The following is a 17,008-nucleotide window of genomic DNA, read 5'->3' as shown; positions in this document are numbered from 1 at the left end:
TTAGTGTCCTCATTGCCGGTCGCCGTCATTCTTCCTGAGCTTCTCGCTGCCTTATTCCATGCCCCGCAGGTTTTGCTGAATGCCCCTACGGGCGCGGGCAAGTCCACCTGGCTGCCGCTGCAGATTCTGAAAGACGGAAATATCCGCGGGAAAATTATCCTGCTGGAGCCGCGCAGGCTGGCCGCGCGCAACGTGGCGCAGCGTCTGGCGGAGCTGCTGAATGAAAAACCGGGCGAAACGGTAGGTTACAGGATGCGTGCCGAGACCTGCATTGGCCCGACCACGCGTCTTGAAGTGGTCACCGAGGGTATTCTCACCCGCATGCTGCAAAACGATCCGGAGCTGACCGGCGTCGGGCTGGTGATCCTCGATGAATTCCACGAGCGCAGCCTGCAGGCGGATCTGGCCCTCGCGCTGTTGCTGGACGTGCAGCAGGGGCTACGCGACGATCTCCGGCTGCTTATTATGTCGGCCACGCTGGATAACGAGCGGCTACGACAGGCATTACCCGATGCGCCGGTCATCAGCTCGGAAGGGCGGGCGTTTCCGGTTGAACGCCGCTATCAGCCGCTTCCCTCCCACCAGCGTTTTGACGAGGCCGTCGCCATTGCCACCGCTGAGCTGCTGCGCCAGGAAGCCGGTTCCCTGCTGCTGTTTTTGCCGGGCGTGGGCGAAATTCAGCGCGTGCAGGAGCAGCTTTCTACCCGCGCAGGCGCCGACGTGCTGCTTTGCCCGCTCTACGGCGCGTTGTCGCTGCAGGATCAGCGTAAAGCGATTCTTCCCGCACCGGCGGGGCAGCGCAAGGTGGTGCTGGCAACCAACATTGCTGAAACCAGTTTGACCATTGAAGGGATTCGCCTGGTGGTGGATAGCGCGCAGGAGAGAGTGGCAAGCTTTGACCCTCGTACCGGGCTGACTAAACTCCTGACGCAGCGCATCAGCCAGGCGTCGATGGTGCAGCGCGCGGGCCGTGCGGGGCGTCTTGAGCCGGGCATCTGCCTGCATTTGACCAGCGCGGAGCAGGCTGAACGCGCTGCACAGCAAAGCACGCCGGAAATTTTACAAAGCGATTTGTCTGGTCTGGTGATGGACCTGCTCCAGTGGGGCTGTCCGAACCCTGAGCAGCTCACCTGGCTTAATCCACCTCCTGTCGTAAACCTCACCGCTGCGCGCACGTTGCTGACCCAGCTTGGCGCGCTGGAAGGCGAGCGTCTGACGGCGCGCGGCCAGAAAATGGCGGCGCTGGGCAACGATCCGCGTCTGGCCGCGATGCTGGTGGCCGCGCAAGGGGATGATGAAATTGCCACGGCGGCAAAACTGGCGGCTATTCTTGAGGAGCCGCCTCGCGGTGGCAGCAGCGATCTGGGGCAGGCGTTTTCGCGCAGCCAGGGGAACTGGCAGCAGCGGGGGCAGCAGCTGAGTAAACGCCTGAATAGCCGGGGAGGTGCGCCTGACAGCGACAAGATTGCCTTCCTGCTGGCCCAGGCTTTCCCGGACAGGATTGCGCGTCGGCGCGGGCTGGACGGTCGCTACCAGCTGGCAAACGGCATGGGGGCGATGCTGGACAGCGATGATGCGCTGACGCGTCACGAATGGCTGATCGCCCCGCTGTTGCTGCAGGGCAGCCATTCTCCGGATGCGCGTATCCTGCTGGCGATTGCCGTAGAGATTGACGCCCTGACGCGTGCCTGTCCGCAGCTGCTTCAGCAATCTGATACCGTGGAATGGGATGACGCCCAGGGCACGCTGAAGGCCTTTCGTCGCAGCCAGATTGGCAAGTTGACGCTTGGGACGAAGCCGCTGGCGAAGCCGTCGGAAGACGAGCTTCATCAGGCGATGCTGAACGGAATTCGGGAAAAAGGGCTGAGCGCCCTGAACTGGACGCCGGAAGCGGAGCAGTACCGCATTCGTCTGCACTGCGCCGCGAAGTGGCTACCGGAATACGGTTGGCCTGCGGTGGATGACGAGACGCTGCTCGCTACGCTTGAGCGCTGGCTACTGCCGCAAATGAGCGGCGTACACTCTCTGCGAGCCCTTAAGGCGCTTGATGTTAAGACCGCGTTACAGAATTTACTGGACTGGTCATTACGTCAACGTCTGGATAGTGAACTGCCAGGGCATTACACTGTGCCGACCGGAAGCCGGATTGCCATCCGTTATCATGAGGATAATCCGCCGGCGCTGGCGGTTCGGATGCAGGAGATGTTTGGTGAAGCCACCACGCCGTCCATTGCGGAAGGGCGTGTGCCGTTAGTGCTTGAGCTGCTGTCGCCTGCGCATCGTCCATTACAAATCACCCGAGATTTGGGAGCGTTCTGGGCGGGAAGCTACCGTGAAGTGCAGAAAGAGATGAAGGGGCGATATCCCAAACATGTCTGGCCGGACGATCCGGCGAATACGGCGCCGACGCGGCGAACGAAGAAATATTCGTAGGTTAGGTGAAAGAGGGAGTGCGGCCTGATGCCCTCACCCCGGCCCTCTCCCACGGGGAGAGGGAGAAAACACTAAAGACTTTCCTGACAGGAAAGTCTTGCTGTTTATTTTGAGAGATTTCTTCTTTCACAGGCCTGTGAAAGAAAAGAAAATCTGGCCTTTGCGCCTGAAAGTTGCGGAGAAAAAGCATGGCGGGGAATGACCGCGAGCCAATAGGACGTAAGGGAAAACCAACGCGTCCGGCGAAAGAAAAGGTAAGCCGTCGTCGCCTCAGAGATGAGGACTATGACGATGACTATGAAGACGATTATGAGGATGAAGAACCGATGCCGCGTAATGGAAAAGGCAAAGGGCGTAAGCCTCGGGGCAAGCGCGGCTGGTTCTGGCTGCTGCTGAAGCTGTTTATTGTTTTTGTTGTCCTGATGGCGATTTACGGCGTGTATCTGGATCAGAAGATCCGTAGCCGTATCGACGGTAAAGTCTGGCAGCTCCCTGCGGCAGTGTATGGCCGTATGGTGAACCTTGAGCCAGATATGTCCATCACCAAAAACGAGATGGTTAAACTGCTGGAAGCCACCCAGTATCGTCAGGTGTCAAAAATGACGCGGCCTGGCGAATTTACCGTGCAGTCCAACAGCATTGAGATGATTCGTCGTCCGTTTGATTTCCCGGACAGCAAAGAGGGGCAGGTGCGCGCGCGTCTGACCTTTGACGGCGATCGTCTGGACACCATCGAGAACATGGATAACAACCGTCAGTTCGGTTTCTTCCGTCTCGATCCGCGTCTGATCACCATGCTTTCGTCAGCAAACGGCGAGCAGCGCCTGTTCGTGGCGCGTAACGGCTTCCCGGATCTGCTGGTTGATACGCTGCTGGCAACCGAAGACCGTCACTTCTACGAGCACGATGGCATCAGCCTCTACTCGATTGGCCGTGCGGTACTGGCTAACCTGACTGCCGGTCGCACCGTGCAGGGAGCGAGTACGCTGACCCAGCAGCTGGTGAAAAACCTGTTCCTCTCCAGCGAACGCTCTTACTGGCGTAAAGCGAACGAAGCCTACATGGCCGTGCTGATGGATGCGCGCTACAGCAAGGATCGTATCCTTGAGCTGTACATGAACGAGGTGTACCTCGGTCAGAGCGGCGATAACGAAATCCGCGGCTTCCCGCTGGCGAGCCTGTACTACTTTGGTCGCCCGGTAGAAGAGCTGAGCCTGGACCAGCAGGCGCTGCTGGTGGGCATGGTGAAAGGGGCGTCCATTTATAACCCGTGGCGTAACCCGAAACTGGCGCTGGAGCGTCGTAACCTCGTTCTGCGTCTGCTGCAACAGCAGCAGGTGATTGACCAGGAGCTGTACGACATGCTGAGCGCGCGTCCGCTGGGCGTTCAGCCGCGCGGCGGCGTGATTTCGCCTCAGCCTGCGTTTATGCAGCTGGTGCGTCAGGAGCTGCAAAGCAAGCTCGGTGATAAGGTCAAAGATCTCTCCGGCGTGAAGATCTTCACCACCTTTGACTCCGTGGCGCAGGATGCGGCCGAAAAAGCGGCGGTGGAAGGCATTCCGGCACTGAAGAAACAGCGTAAGCTCTCCGATCTGGAAACCGCGATGGTGGTGGTTGACCGTAACACCGGCGAAGTGCGCGCGATGGTGGGCGGGGCCGAGCCGCAGTTTGCGGGCTACAACCGTGCGATGCAGGCGCGTCGCTCAATCGGCTCTCTGGCAAAACCGGCAACCTACCTCACAGCCCTGAGCCAGCCAAATCAGTATCGCCTGAATACCTGGATTGCGGATGCGCCGATCTCCCTGCGCCAGCCTAACGGCCAGGTCTGGTCACCGCAGAACGATGATAAACAGTTCAGCGGCCAGGTCATGCTGGTGGATGCGTTGACCCGTTCCATGAACGTGCCAACGGTGAACCTGGGCATGTCGCTGGGACTGCCGGCGATTGTCGATACCTGGCAAAAATTGGGCGTGTCGAAAGATCAGCTGCACCCGGTGCCGGCGATGATCCTCGGCGCGCTTAACCTGACGCCGATCGAAGTGGCGCAGGCGTTCCAGACCATTGCCAGCGGGGGCAACCGCGCGCCGCTGTCTGCCCTGCGCTCAGTGATTGCCGAAGATGGTTCCGTGCTGTATCAGAGCTTCCCGCAGGCGGAGCGTGCCGTTCCCGCTCAGGCCGCCTATATGACGCTGTGGACGATGCAGCAGGTCGTGCAGCGCGGTACCGGCCGTCAGCTGGGCGCGAAGTATCCGGGTCTGCATCTGGCGGGTAAAACCGGGACCACCAACAACAACGTCGATACCTGGTTCGCCGGTATTGATGGCCGTGAAGTGGTGATCACCTGGGTAGGCCGCGACAACAACCAGCCGACCAAACTGTACGGGGCGAGCGGGGCGATGTCGATTTACCAGCGCTATCTGGCAAATCAGTCTCCTGTGCCGCTGAATCTGGTTGCGCCGGAAGATATCGTCGATATGGGCGTTGACAGCTCCGGTAACTTCGTCTGCGGCGGCGGGATGCGTACGCTGCCTGTCTGGACCGCAAACCCGGACTCGCTGTGCCAGCAAAGCCAGCCAGAACAGCCAACGGGTAACCCGTTCGACCAGTCTTCTCAGCCACAGCAGCCGCAGCAGCAACAGCCGCAGCAGCAGAATGAGAAGAAAGACAGCGACGGTGTCGCGGGCTGGATTAAAGACATGTTCGGCGGTAACTAACCTTTTAAAGCCCTCTTCCCTGGAAGGGGGCTTTTTTTACCCGTAAACCTCATTTCGTTAACCCTCGCTTTAACTCTGATTAACCCTTCGTTTTCTCTTGATGATTTCTTAAACCCTTAATTCTCATAGGGCCGCTTACTGCTTGCTATGCAACCAGCGTTTCGCATATTATTCTGGCGCTCATAATAATAATTCTCGTTTACGTTATCATTCACTTTCACATCAGAGATTCAACATGGCGCTTTCCAATACTGCTCAGCCAATGAACACGTCGCTGCGTAAGCTCGCGGTCGTCGTCGCCACAGCGGTTGCCGGCATGTCTGCTTATGCTCACGCGGCCGAAACCCCGAAAAAAGAAGAAACCATTACGGTTACCGCAGCACCTGCGGCACAGGAAAGTGCCTGGGGGCCTGCTGCGACCATCGCCGCACGGCAATCCGCGACCGGAACCAAAACGGATACCCCTATTCAAAAGGTTCCGCAGTCTATTTCGGTAGTCACTGCCGAAGAGATGGCGCTGCATCAGCCGCGCTCGGTGAAAGAAGCCCTGAGCTACACGCCGGGCGTTGCGGTAGGCACGCGCGGCGCGTCTAACACCTATGACTATTTGATCATCCGCGGCTTCGCGGCCGATGGCCAGACGCAGAATAACTACCTCGACGGCATGAAAATGCAGGGGAACTTCTATAACGACGCGGTGATTGATCCTTATATGCTGGAGCGCGCCGAAATCATGCGCGGTCCGGTTTCCGTTCTGTACGGCAAAAGCAGCCCGGGCGGTTTGCTGAACATGGTCAGTAAGCGCCCAACAACCGAGCCGCTGAAAGAGATCCAGTTCAAAGTCGGCACGGATAGCCTGTTCCAGACCGGGTTTGACTTTAGCGATGCGATCGACGACGACGGCGTTTACTCTTATCGCTTAACGGGCGTTGCGCGTTCTAATAACGCTCAGCAGGAGCGTGCGGAAGAGCAGCGTTACGCCATCGCGCCATCGTTCTCCTGGCGTCCGGATGATAAAACCACCTTCACGTTCCTCTCCTACTTCCAGAACGAGCCTGAAACGGGCTACTACGGCTGGCTGCCAAAAGAGGGAACGGTTGAGCCGCTGCCGAACGGCGATCGTCTGCCGACGAACTTCAACGAAGGCGCGAAGAACAATACCTATTCCCGTAACCAGAAAATGGTGGGATATAGCTTCGACCACGAGTTCAACGATACCTTTACCGTGCGTCAGAACCTGCGCTTTGCCGAGAACAAAACCTCGCAAAACAGCGTATATGGTTATGGCGTCTGTACCGATCCGGCAAACAGCGGCAACAAACAGTGTGCCGCGTTAGCGCCATCGGACAAAGGCCATTATCTGGCGCGTAAATACGTTGTCGATAACGAAAAGCTGCAGAACTTTACCGTTGATACCCAGCTGCAGAGCAAATTCTCAACCGGCGAGGTGGACCACGTCCTGCTGACCGGCGTTGACTTTATGCGCATGCGGAATGACATCAACTCCTGGTTCGGTTACGACGACTCTGTTCCGCTGCTGGATCTCTACAACCCGGTGAACAGCGATTTTGATTTCGGCTCAAAAGATCCCGCGACCTCCGGCCCATATCAGATCCTCAACCGTCAGAAACAGACGGGGCTGTACGTTCAGGATCAGGCGCAGTGGGATAAAGTGCTGGTAACCCTGGGCGGCCGTTATGACTGGGCCGATCAGGAATCCTACAACCGCGTGACGAACACCACCTCCAAACGTGATGATACCCAGTTCACCTGGCGCGGTGGCGTTAACTATCTGTTTGATAACGGTGTAACTCCGTACTTTAGCTACAGCGAATCGTTTGAACCGGCTTCGCAGACCGATGCCCAGGGCAAGCTGTTCTCCCCGTCTAAAGGCAAACAGTACGAAGCGGGCGTGAAATACGTGCCGAACGATCGTCCGATCGTCGTCACCGGTGCGTTGTACCAGCTGACCAAAACCAACAACCTGATGGCGGACCCGGCGGGCTCCTTCTTCTCGGTTCAGGGCGGTGAAATCCGCGCGCGTGGCGTAGAACTGGAAGCGAAAGCGGCCCTGTCTGCAAGCGTCAACCTGGTGGGTTCTTATACCTATACCGATGCGGAATACACCACGGACACCACCTACAAAGGCAACACGCCTGCTCAGGTGCCAAAACACATGGCATCGTTGTGGGGCGATTACACCCTGTTTGACGGTGCGCTGTCGGGTCTGACGCTGGGTACCGGCGTGCGTTACACGGGCTCAAGCTATGGCGATCCGGCGAACTCCTTCAAGGTGGGCAGCTATACCGTTGTCGATGCGCTGGTCAGATACGATCTGGCACGCGTTGGCATGGCGGGCTCAAACGTGGCGCTGCACGTGAACAACCTGTTCGATCGTGAGTACGTTGCCAGCTGCTTCAATACCTACGGCTGCTTCTGGGGTGCTGAACGTCAGGTTGTTGCCACCGCGACCTTCCGCTTCTAATCTCTCTTCGGGCACGGTTCGCCGTGCCCTTTTTATTTAAGTTGGCTGATATGCAGGATATTCAAACGCAACCCGACACCACCTTTACGCTCAATCATCTCTCCTTTCGCGTACCCGGGCGCACGCTGCTGCATCCGCTCTCTCTGACGTTCCCTGCCGGTAAAGTGACGGGCCTGATTGGTCACAACGGTTCCGGTAAATCCACGCTGCTCAAAATGCTGGGGCGCCATCAGCCGCCTTCAGAAGGCGATATTCTGCTGGATGACCAACCGCTGGAGAGCTGGAGCAGTAAAGCCTTTGCCCGCAAAGTGGCCTATCTGCCGCAGCAGCTGCCACAGGCGGAAGGGATGACGGTGCGCGAGCTGGTGGCGATTGGGCGTTATCCGTGGCACGGAGCGCTTGGGCGTTTCGGCGTCGCCGACAGAGAGAAGGTGGAAGAGGCGATTGCGCTGGTCGGGCTAAAACCGCTGGCGCACCGTCTGGTGGATAGCCTGTCCGGCGGCGAACGTCAGCGCGCGTGGATCGCGATGCTGGTGGCGCAGGACAGCCGCTGTCTGCTGCTGGATGAACCGACCTCTGCGCTGGATATCGCCCATCAGGTCGACGTCCTGGCGCTGGTGCATCGCCTGAGCCAGCAGCGTGGCCTGACGGTCATTGCGGTCCTGCACGACATCAACATGGCCGCGCGCTATTGTGACTACCTCGTCGCGCTGCGCGGGGGCGAGATGATTGCCCAGGGGACACCGGCAGAGCTGATGCGCAGCGAAACGCTGGAACATATTTACGGTATTCCGATGGGTATTCTGCCTCACCCGGCCGGGGCTGCACCGGTGAGCTTTGTCTACTGATGCTGAATAACACACGCATTAGCCGCCGTCGCCTGCTGACGGCGATGGCGCTCTCGCCGCTGCTGTTAAAAATGAATACGGCGCGTGCCGCCGCCGTCGATCCGCACCGTATTGTGGCCCTGGAATGGCTGCCGGTCGAACTGATGATGGCGCTCGGCGTCACGCCCTATGGCGTGGCGGACATTCCTAACTATAACCTCTGGGTGAACGAGCCAAAGCTGCCGGACTCGGTGATCGACGTCGGCCTGCGAACGGAGCCAAACCTTGAGCTGCTCACCCAGATGAAACCCTCGTTCCTGTTCTGGTCCGCGGGCTACGGCCCGTCAGAGGAGACCATGGCGCACATTGCGCCGGGACGTGGATTTGCTTTCAGCGACGGTAAAAAACCGCTGGCCGTGGCGAAAAACTCGATTAACGAGATGGCGCACTTTCTCAACCGCGAAGCGGAGGCCAAAAAGCATCTCGACGAATTTGATGCCCTGATAGACTCCCTGAAGCCGCGCTTTGCTCACCGGGGCGATCGTCCGCTGCTGATGGTGACGCTGCTGGATGCCCGCCATATGCTGGTCTTCGGTAAAAACTGTCTGTTCCAGGAGGTGCTGGACAGCTTCGGCATTCGCAACGCCTGGGAAGGGGAAATGACCTTCTGGGGCAGTACCGCCGTGGGTATCGACCGCCTGGCGGCGTTTCGCGATGTGGACGTGCTCTGTTTCGACCACGGTAATGAACGCGACATGCAAACCCTGATGGCGACCCCGCTCTGGCAGGCGATGCCGTTTGTACGCGAGAAGCGCTTCCAGCGCGCCCCGGCTGTCTGGTTCTACGGCGCGACGCTGTCGGCCATGCATTTTGCCCGCGTGCTGGATAACGCCCTGGGAGGTAAAGCATGAGTACGCGTATCGCCCGCTTCCCGGCGCTGCTGTTATCCCTGCTTTTTCTGGTTGCGCTGGTATTAACCGGCTTCAATCTCTCCGCGGCCTTACCGCGCGCGCAGTGGGGGGCCGCTCTGGCCTCGCCGGATATCGACAATATTCAGCAGATGCTGTTCCACTACAGCCTGCTGCCGCGTCTGGCGATCTCCCTTTTGGTCGGGGCCGGCTTAGGGCTGGTGGGCGTGCTGTTCCAGCAGGTTTTACGTAACCCGCTGGCAGAGCCAACCACGCTCGGCGTCGCGACCGGCGCGCAGCTTGGGATCACCATCACCACGCTGTGGGCGCTGCCGGGAGCGTTAACCTCGCAGTTTGCGGCACTCGCGGGGGCGTGCGTGGTGGGCGCGCTGGTCTTTGGCGTGGCCTGGGGCAAGCGCCTTTCTCCTGTGACGCTTATTCTGGCCGGGCTGGTGGTGAGCCTGTACTGCGGGGCGATTAACCAGCTGCTGGTGCTGTTCCATCACGATCGGCTGCAAAGCATGTTTCTGTGGAGTACCGGCACGCTCACCCAGACCGACTGGAGCGTTGTAGAGCACCTCTGGCCGCAGCTGGCTGGCGGCGTCGTGCTGACGCTGCTGCTCCTGCGCCCTCTGACGCTCATGGGGCTGGATGATGGCGTGGCGCGTAACCTGGGGCTGGCGCTGTCGCTGGCTCGTCTGGCGGCGCTGACGCTGGCGATTGTATTGAGTGCCCTGCTGGTCAACGCGGTCGGCATCATCGGGTTTATCGGCCTGTTTGCGCCGCTGCTGGCGAAAATGCTCGGGGCGCGTCGCCTGCTGGCGCGTCTGATGCTGGCGCCGCTGATTGGAGCGCTGATCCTCTGGCTTTCCGATCAGCTTATTCTCTGGCTGGCGCAGGTCTGGAGGGAAGTCTCCACCGGCTCTGTGACCGCGCTTATCGGGGCGCCGCTGCTGCTGTGGCTGCTCCCGCGCCTGCGCAGCATGAGCGCACCGGCGATGGACGCCGGCGATAAAGTCTACGCTGAACGTCAGTCGGTGCTGTGGTTTAGCCTTGCCGGTCTGGCGGTGCTGATTATCGCCTCGTTTGCGGCGCTCTCATTCGGACGCGATGCCATGGGCTGGCACTGGGCAACGGGTGATTTACTCAATGAACTAGTGCAATGGCGCTGGCCGCGTATCTTCGCTGCGCTGATCGCAGGGGTGATGCTGGCGGTGGCGGGGTGCATTATTCAGCGTCTGACCGGCAACCCGATGGCAAGCCCTGAAGTGCTCGGGATCAGCTCTGGCGCCGCCTTTGGCGTGGTGCTGATGCTGTTCTTTGTGCCGGGGAATGCATTTGGCTGGCTGATGCCTGCCGGCAGTATCGGCGCGGCAATCACGCTGATGATTATCCTGATTGCCGCCGGTCGCGGCGGGTTTTCGCCGCACCGCATGCTGCTGGCCGGGATGGCGCTCAGCACCGCATTTACCATGCTGCTGATGATGCTGCAGGCCAGCGGCGATCCGCGTATGGCGAAGATCCTGACATGGATTTCCGGCTCAACCTACAACGCCACCGGCAGCCAGGTGGTCTGGTCCGGGATCGCGATGCTCGTGCTGCTGGCGATGGTGCCGCTGTGCCGCCGCTGGATGACCATTCTGCCGCTCGGCGGCGAAACCGCGCGTGCGGTGGGAATGGCGCTGACGCCAGCGCGCGTGGCCCTGCTGCTGCTGGCGGCGTGCCTGACGGCTGTGGCAACCCTGACGATTGGACCGCTGAGTTTTGTCGGATTAATGGCGCCGCACATTGCCAGAATGATGGGATTCCGCCGGACGATGCCGCATATCGTCATGTCGGCCCTGACGGGCGGGGTGATGCTGGTGTTCGCGGACTGGTGCGGAAGAATGGTGCTGTTCCCGTATCAGATCCCGGCGGGTCTGCTGTCGACCTTTATCGGTGCGCCGTACTTTATTTATCTGTTGAGAAAGCAGAGTCGGTAGTCAGGTGCGGCCTGTTGCCCTCACCCCGACCCTCTCCCACGGGGAGAGGGAGAACATCGTAGGCCGGGTAAGCGTTAGCGCCACCCGGCAATGCCCTTACAGCTTCGCAAACACCTTGCGCGCCGCGTCGATGGTGTTGTTGATATCATCTTCGCTGTGCGCCACGGACATAAAGCCCGCTTCGAACGCGGACGGCGCCAGGTACACGCCTTCTTCCAGCATCAGGTGGAAGAAGCGCTTGAAGCGTTCAACGTCGCACTTCACCACGTCCTGATAGCAGGTCACGGTTTTCGCATCGGTGAAGAAAATCCCGAACATGCCGCCCACGTGGTTAACCACCAGCGGAATACCCGCTTCTTCTGCCGTTTCCAGCAGACCGTTTGCCAGCTGCGAGGTCAGGTCGGTCAGGGTTTCGTGAATGCCTGGCTGAGCCACTTCGGTCAGGCAGGCAAAGCCCGCCGCCATGGCGATAGGGTTACCGGAAAGCGTGCCCGCCTGGTAAACCGGGCCGGTTGGGGCCAGGGCTTCCATCACGTCTTTGCGTCCACCGAATGCGCCGACCGGCATGCCGCCGCCGATGATTTTGCCGAGGCAGGTCAGGTCCGGCACGACGTCGTAGTAAGACTGAGCACCCGCCAGCGCCACGCGGAAGCCGGTCATGACTTCATCGATGATCAGCAGCGCGCCGAACTCGTCGCACAGGGCACGCAGACCCGGCAGGAAGTCAGGCTGCGGTGGGATGCAGTTCATGTTGCCGGCAACCGGCTCAACGATGATGCAGGCGATCTCCTGCGGATACTGCTCGAACGCCGCGCGAACGGTAGCAAGATCGTTGTAGGTGCAGGTCAGGGTGTGCTTCGCGAAATCTGCCGGTACGCCAGGCGAGTTCGGCTGGCCGAGCGTCAGCGCGCCGGAACCGGCTTTCACCAGCAGGCAGTCCGCATGGCCGTGGTAACAGCCTTCAAACTTGATGATTTTATCGCGACCGGTAAAACCGCGCGCCAGGCGGATGGCGCTCATGGTCGCTTCGGTACCGGAGTTCACCATACGCACCATGTCCATGGTCGGCACCAGTTCGGTCACCAGCTCCGCCATTTTCACTTCCATTTCGGTTGGCGCACCGAAGCTCAGGCCGCGCTGGGCGGCTTCAATTACCGCGTTACGAATGGCCGGGTGGTTGTGCCCCAGCACCATCGGTCCCCAGGAACCCACATAATCGATATAGGCTTTGCCATCGACATCATACAGATACGCGCCGTCAGCACGTTCGATAAACAGCGGCGTACCGCCCACGCCGGTGAAGGCGCGCACAGGTGAGTTCACGCCACCCGGAATAAGCTCGCGGGCTGCACTGTAGAGGTTTTCAGACTTGCTCATGGCGTCGTTCCTGGTTCGAATAAAATGGTTAAGCCCACTATTCTATGTGATTCGGGGAAGGTTATGAAATTTTTAGCCGGGCAATGCTTTAAGATTTGTTAAGTAATTTTCAGGAGACGGTAGGGCCGTCTCTGGTAAAATCCTCGCGGCTTTTTGTGTGACAAATAAGAACAGGACATGAAATCAGATTCTCCGTCTTTTGAAGAACAACAGTTTACGCGCGCCCAGCACCGAATCAGCATTCGGCGGCTGCTCAATCGCGATAAAACGCCGCTGGCGATCCTGCTGGCCGCTGCCGTGGTGGGCACTCTCGCGGGCCTGGTTGGCGTAGCGTTTGAAAAAGCGGTTAATGCCGTACTCAACTGGCGAGTGGGCACCGTGGCCGGTTTCGCCGACAGCGAATGGCTGGTCTGGGTGTGGGCATTCGGGCTGTCCGCGCTGTTTGCCATGGTGGGGTATTTTCTGGTGCGTAAATTCGCGCCGGAAGCGGGGGGATCGGGCATCCCGGAAATTGAAGGCGCGCTGGAGGAGCTGCGTCCGGTACGCTGGTGGCGGGTGATTCCGGTTAAGTTCATCGGCGGCATGGGGACTCTGGGCGCGGGAATGGTGCTTGGACGGGAAGGACCCACGGTACAGCTGGGGGGGAACGTGGGCCGCATGGTGGGCGATCTGTTTCGGATGCGAAGCGCCGAAGCGCGCCATACGCTGCTGGCAACCGGCGCGGCGGCGGGGCTTTCCGCCGCGTTTAACGCGCCGCTGGCGGGCATTTTATTCATTATCGAAGAGATGCGCGCGCAGTTCCGCTACAACCTGATCTCAATTAAAGCGGTATTCACCGGCGTCATTATGTCGAGCATCGTGTTTCGCATCTTTAATGGCGAGGGAGCGGTCATTGAGGTGGGTAAACTGACCAACGCGCCGGTCAACACCCTGTGGCTTTACCTGATCCTCGGCATGATTTTTGGCGTGGTGGGGCCGCTGTTTAACACCTTTATCCTGCGCGCTCAGGATATGTTCCAGCGCATTCACGGCGGGAACACCACGAAATGGGTGCTGATGGGCGGTTTGCTGGGTGGAATGTGCGGCGTACTCGGGTTTATCGAGCCGAATGCCGCAGGCGGCGGGTTCGGGCTGATTCCCATTGCGGCGGCGGGGAATTTCAGCGTGGGTCTGCTGCTGCTTATGTTTATCTCCCGGGTTATCACGACGGTACTGTGCTTCTCTTCCGGCGCGCCCGGGGGGATTTTTGCCCCGATGCTGGCGCTGGGTACGCTGCTCGGCACCGCGTTTGGTATGGCGGCTGAAGTGGGCTTTCCCGCCTATCATCTTGAAGCCGGGACCTTTGCCGTGGCCGGAATGGGGGCGCTGCTGGCCGCGTCCCTGCGCGCGCCCTTAACCGGGATCGTGCTGGTGCTGGAGATGACGGACAATTACCAGCTCATTTTGCCAATGATCATTACCTGTCTCGGCGCGACACTATTAGCCCAGTTCCTGGGTGGAAAACCGCTATACTCCACCATCCTCGCGCGTACCCTGGCGAAACAAGAGGCTGAGCGGGCCGCCACGTAGAATACTTGAATGAATTACCAGGGTATTAGATAATGAGACAAAGAATTGGGTGAATTTTACCCAATAGCAGTATTCATGGGAGCATAAGATGAGTGATGACGTAGTAGCTGTACCGCTCGAATTTACCGAAGCAGCAGCCAACAAAGTGAAAGTCCTGATTGCCGACGAAGACAATCCGGATCTGAAACTGCGTGTTTATATTACCGGTGGCGGCTGCAGCGGCTTCCAGTATGGTTTTACCTTTGACGATCAGGTTAACGATGGCGATATGACCATCGAGAAACAGGGCGTCGCGCTGGTGGTTGACCCGATGAGCCTGCAATATCTGGTGGGTGGCTCGGTGGATTACACCGAGGGTCTGGAAGGTTCGCGCTTTGTGGTCACGAACCCGAATGCGACAAGCACCTGCGGGTGTGGATCTTCGTTCAGCATCTAAGAGAGTGCGGGCTGATGCCGTTACTCCGTCCCTCTCCCACAGGGAGAGGGTGAAAAGACTAAAAACGGTAACCTTGCGGTTACCGTTTTGCTTTTACCTGCCATTATCATCCAGCGCAAACGTCGGCAGCTTCAGGTGCCAGCGTATCGCCGCTAAGCGTATCACCAGCGTCACGACCATCCCCAGCATCGCGGCATTTTCCAGCGGGAGGGCAAAGGTGTAGTACGCGGTAGCGTGAACAATCCCGCCCACGATGCAGGCCGTCGCGTAAATTTCAGTACGCAGGATCATCGGCACTTCACGCGCCAGAATGTCGCGAATGATCCCACCGCCCACGCCGGTTAATACGCCCATGCAGATTGCCACCATCGGACCGGTACCGGCATTAAACGCCTTGTTGACGCCAATACCGACAAACACGGCCAGACCCACGGCATCCAGTACCGGCAATATCCACTTGGGTAAGCGGCGGGGCTGGCGAACCAGCACAATGGTTAACAGGCAGGTGACCATCGCGACCACCAGATCGGTAGGATCTTTCACCCAAAACACCGGGCCATTTGCCAGCGCCATATCGCGGATAGTCCCGCCGCCGACGGCGGTCACGACGCCCAGCACCAGCACACCAAACGGATCCATGCGTAGTTTTCCGGCGAGCAGAACGCCGGAGATAGCAAAAACGGCTGTGCCAAGAATATCCAGCCAATAAACGAGCATCGTTAAATCCTCGAAAAGGGTCTTATGTTAGTGACTCTCTGCCAGCGCGGCACAGAGCTGTTTTGCGGCGAGGATAATACGCGGGCTGGCGCGTTCAAACCAGTCGCTGTTGAGTGGGATCACCGGAATTTTTAGCTGTCTTTGCCAGAATTGTTCAATTTTAGGAATCTCGCTCGCATTTCCGACCACGACGATGGCCTGCGGCTGGCGCGCCAGCACCTGTTCGCGGCTCACCTGAGGCCACGGCACCCGGCTGGCAGCAAAAATGTTTTCACCGCCACAGACTTCCAGCACCTGGTTCTGAATCGACCCTTTTCCGGTGGTGAACAGCGGCTGGCTGCCAAACTGCAGGAAGATGCGCTTTTTAACAGGGGTATCGTATCGGGATTTCAGCGCGGCATAGTCGCTCAGCATCTGTTTCGCCGCAGTCTCGGCTTTTTTGGGCGTCGGGCTATAGGGGGCCAGGGCGCGTAGCGCCTGAGCGACCTGCTCAATACTGACGGCATCAATCCACATGACCTTTATGCCAAGCGAGGTGAGCTGGTTGACCTGCCGCTCGGCGTTGCCGCCGCGCCAGGCCAGCACGAGATCCGGTTTAAGCGCCACGATGCGCTCAAGGTTCATCCCCTGCCAGGTTGCCACCTGTTCAATACCCGCGGCTTGCGGTGGGTAATCCGAATAACTACTCACGCCAACGGGCGTGATCCCGGCGGCAAACGCCAGTTCCGTATTTGCGGGAGAGAGGGTAATCACGCGCGGTAACGCATAGAGCCACAGCGGTGCGAGAAGAAGCAGGGCGGCCAGCGCCCTGACGGTATGTTTAGCCACGTGCCAGATTCTGCACCAGGCGCTCCACCATCACGGTGGACTGTTTTGCCGCAACGGTCAGGAACTCGTCGAAGCTGATGTGGGACTGCTGGTCTGCCACGTCAGAGATGGCGCGAACCACCACGAACGGTACGCTGAAGTTATGGCAAACGTGAGCGATCGCGGTCGCTTCCATCTCAACGGCAACCGCCTGAGGGAAGTTATGACGGATTTTCGCCAGCCCAACGGAGCCGTTGATGAAGGCATCACCGCTGACAATCAGACCGCGTACCGCGTTGAGGTTGAGTTCTGCGATGCAGGTCTCTGCCGCCGCAATCAGTTTGTCGTCAGCTTTAAAACCAGCAGGGCAGCCCGGGAGCTGGCCGTACTCGTAACCGAACGCGGTGACGTCGGCATCGTGGTAACGCGCTTCGTCGGAAACAACGATATCGCCCACTTTCAGCGTCGGCGCCAGGCCGCCCGCAGAGCCGGTATTCACGATCACGTCCGGCTTGCAGCGCTCAAGCAGCAGGGTTGCACCCAGCGCGGCAGCCACTTTACCGATGCCTGATTTCAGCAGAGCCACGTCAACACCGTTCAGCTGGCCTGTATAGATCTCACAACCTCCCAGAGAGAGGGTCTGACGGTTCTCAATTTTGTCACGCAGCAGCGTAACTTCTTCTTCCATTGCACCAATAATGCCGATTTTCATAGATTTACTCGCGATGTGCCTTGTTAAGATGCATAGTCTAT

12 protein-coding genes are annotated in these 17,008 nt (G+C 59.1%); 8 read left to right on the top strand and 4 right to left on the bottom strand.

Annotated features, from left to right (window positions below):
* Nucleotides 1–3: 3 nt before the first annotated feature.
* The 6 genes from hrpB (at nucleotide 4) to fhuB (ending at nucleotide 11,349) form a co-directional block, all read left to right on the top strand.
* A complete protein-coding gene (gene hrpB, locus FOY96_RS17765; RefSeq protein WP_143347517.1) occupies nucleotides 4–2,433 on the top strand; it encodes an ATP-dependent helicase HrpB in 2,430 nt (809 codons plus the stop codon).
* 188 nt (nucleotides 2,434–2,621) lie between these two features.
* Complete coding sequence (gene mrcB / locus FOY96_RS17760; RefSeq protein WP_029741214.1) at nucleotides 2,622–5,147, top strand: bifunctional glycosyl transferase/transpeptidase; 2,526 nt, start codon at nucleotides 2,622–2,624, stop codon at nucleotides 5,145–5,147.
* A gap of 235 nt (nucleotides 5,148–5,382) precedes the next feature.
* A complete protein-coding gene (fhuA, locus tag FOY96_RS17755) occupies nucleotides 5,383–7,632 on the top strand; it encodes a ferrichrome porin FhuA (RefSeq protein WP_033144662.1) in 2,250 nt (749 codons plus the stop codon).
* A gap of 50 nt (nucleotides 7,633–7,682) precedes the next feature.
* Nucleotides 7,683–8,480: a Fe3+-hydroxamate ABC transporter ATP-binding protein FhuC gene (gene fhuC, locus FOY96_RS17750; RefSeq protein WP_033144663.1), complete on the top strand. Its 798-nt coding sequence runs from the start codon at nucleotides 7,683–7,685 to the stop codon at nucleotides 8,478–8,480.
* A complete protein-coding gene (fhuD, locus tag FOY96_RS17745) occupies nucleotides 8,480–9,370 on the top strand; it encodes a Fe(3+)-hydroxamate ABC transporter substrate-binding protein FhuD (RefSeq protein WP_143347516.1) in 891 nt (296 codons plus the stop codon). The genes fhuC and fhuD overlap by 1 nt, the downstream gene beginning before the upstream one ends.
* On the top strand, nucleotides 9,367–11,349 hold the full coding sequence (gene fhuB, locus FOY96_RS17740; RefSeq protein WP_094934546.1) for a Fe(3+)-hydroxamate ABC transporter permease FhuB: 1,983 nt from the start codon (nucleotides 9,367–9,369) through the stop codon (nucleotides 11,347–11,349). The genes fhuD and fhuB overlap by 4 nt, the downstream gene beginning before the upstream one ends.
* A 96-nt stretch (nucleotides 11,350–11,445) precedes the next feature.
* Here the strand turns inward: fhuB and hemL are convergent, their stop codons facing one another.
* A complete protein-coding gene (hemL, locus tag FOY96_RS17735) occupies nucleotides 11,446–12,726 on the bottom strand; it encodes a glutamate-1-semialdehyde 2,1-aminomutase (protein WP_143347515.1) in 1,281 nt (426 codons plus the stop codon).
* Nucleotides 12,727–12,903: 177 nt separating this feature from the next.
* On the opposite strand from hemL, the gene clcA reads away from it, so the two are divergent.
* Both clcA and erpA read left to right on the top strand, forming a co-directional pair.
* Nucleotides 12,904–14,295, top strand: coding sequence for a H(+)/Cl(-) exchange transporter ClcA (clcA, locus tag FOY96_RS17730; protein ID WP_143347514.1), 1,392 nt, complete (start codon nucleotides 12,904–12,906; stop codon nucleotides 14,293–14,295).
* 88 nt (nucleotides 14,296–14,383) lie between these two features.
* Nucleotides 14,384–14,731, top strand: coding sequence for an iron-sulfur cluster insertion protein ErpA (erpA, locus tag FOY96_RS17725; RefSeq protein WP_023310446.1), 348 nt, complete (start codon nucleotides 14,384–14,386; stop codon nucleotides 14,729–14,731).
* Nucleotides 14,732–14,824: 93 nt separating this feature from the next.
* On the opposite strand, the gene FOY96_RS17720 is transcribed toward erpA, so the two are convergent.
* The 3 genes from FOY96_RS17720 to mtnN are packed head-to-tail and all read right to left on the bottom strand — an operon-like array spanning nucleotide 14,825 to nucleotide 16,967.
* On the bottom strand, nucleotides 14,825–15,448 hold the full coding sequence (locus FOY96_RS17720; RefSeq protein ID WP_023310447.1) for a TRIC cation channel family protein: 624 nt from the start codon (nucleotides 15,446–15,448) through the stop codon (nucleotides 14,825–14,827).
* Between the two features lie 27 nt (nucleotides 15,449–15,475).
* Nucleotides 15,476–16,276 carry a vitamin B12 ABC transporter substrate-binding protein BtuF gene (btuF, locus tag FOY96_RS17715; RefSeq protein WP_143347513.1) on the bottom strand — a complete coding sequence of 267 codons (801 nt, stop codon included), beginning with the start codon at nucleotides 16,274–16,276 and terminating at the stop codon, nucleotides 15,476–15,478.
* On the bottom strand, nucleotides 16,269–16,967 hold the full coding sequence (mtnN, locus tag FOY96_RS17710) for a 5'-methylthioadenosine/S-adenosylhomocysteine nucleosidase (protein ID WP_014882620.1): 699 nt from the start codon (nucleotides 16,965–16,967) through the stop codon (nucleotides 16,269–16,271). The genes btuF and mtnN overlap by 8 nt, the downstream gene beginning before the upstream one ends.
* Nucleotides 16,968–17,008: the final 41 nt, after the last annotated feature.

This window comes from Enterobacter asburiae, from assembly GCF_007035645.1.
GTDB classification, from domain to species: domain Bacteria; phylum Pseudomonadota; class Gammaproteobacteria; order Enterobacterales; family Enterobacteriaceae; genus Enterobacter; species Enterobacter asburiae_B.
Note: the sequence above shows the minus strand (reverse complement) of the source record. Positions and strands in the feature narration are given on the sequence as shown.

Bases quoted from the DNA above. Each gene is read 5' to 3' on its own strand.
- mrcB (WP_029741214.1), top strand. From the start codon at position 2,622: ATGGCGGGGAATGACCGCGAGCCAATAGGACGTAAGGGAAAACCAACG.
- fhuA (WP_033144662.1), top strand. From the start codon at position 5,383: ATGGCGCTTTCCAATACTGCTCAGCCAATGAACACGTCGCTGCGTAAG.
- fhuC (WP_033144663.1), top strand. From the start codon at position 7,683: ATGCAGGATATTCAAACGCAACCCGACACCACCTTTACGCTCAATCAT.
- fhuD (WP_143347516.1), top strand. From the start codon at position 8,480: ATGCTGAATAACACACGCATTAGCCGCCGTCGCCTGCTGACGGCGATG.
- fhuB (WP_094934546.1), top strand. From the start codon at position 9,367: ATGAGTACGCGTATCGCCCGCTTCCCGGCGCTGCTGTTATCCCTGCTT.
- hemL (WP_143347515.1), bottom strand. From the start codon at position 12,726: ATGAGCAAGTCTGAAAACCTCTACAGTGCAGCCCGCGAGCTTATTCCG.
- clcA (WP_143347514.1), top strand. From the start codon at position 12,904: ATGAAATCAGATTCTCCGTCTTTTGAAGAACAACAGTTTACGCGCGCC.
- erpA (WP_023310446.1), top strand. From the start codon at position 14,384: ATGAGTGATGACGTAGTAGCTGTACCGCTCGAATTTACCGAAGCAGCA.
- FOY96_RS17720 (WP_023310447.1), bottom strand. From the start codon at position 15,448: ATGCTCGTTTATTGGCTGGATATTCTTGGCACAGCCGTTTTTGCTATC.
- mtnN (WP_014882620.1), bottom strand. From the start codon at position 16,967: ATGAAAATCGGCATTATTGGTGCAATGGAAGAAGAAGTTACGCTGCTG.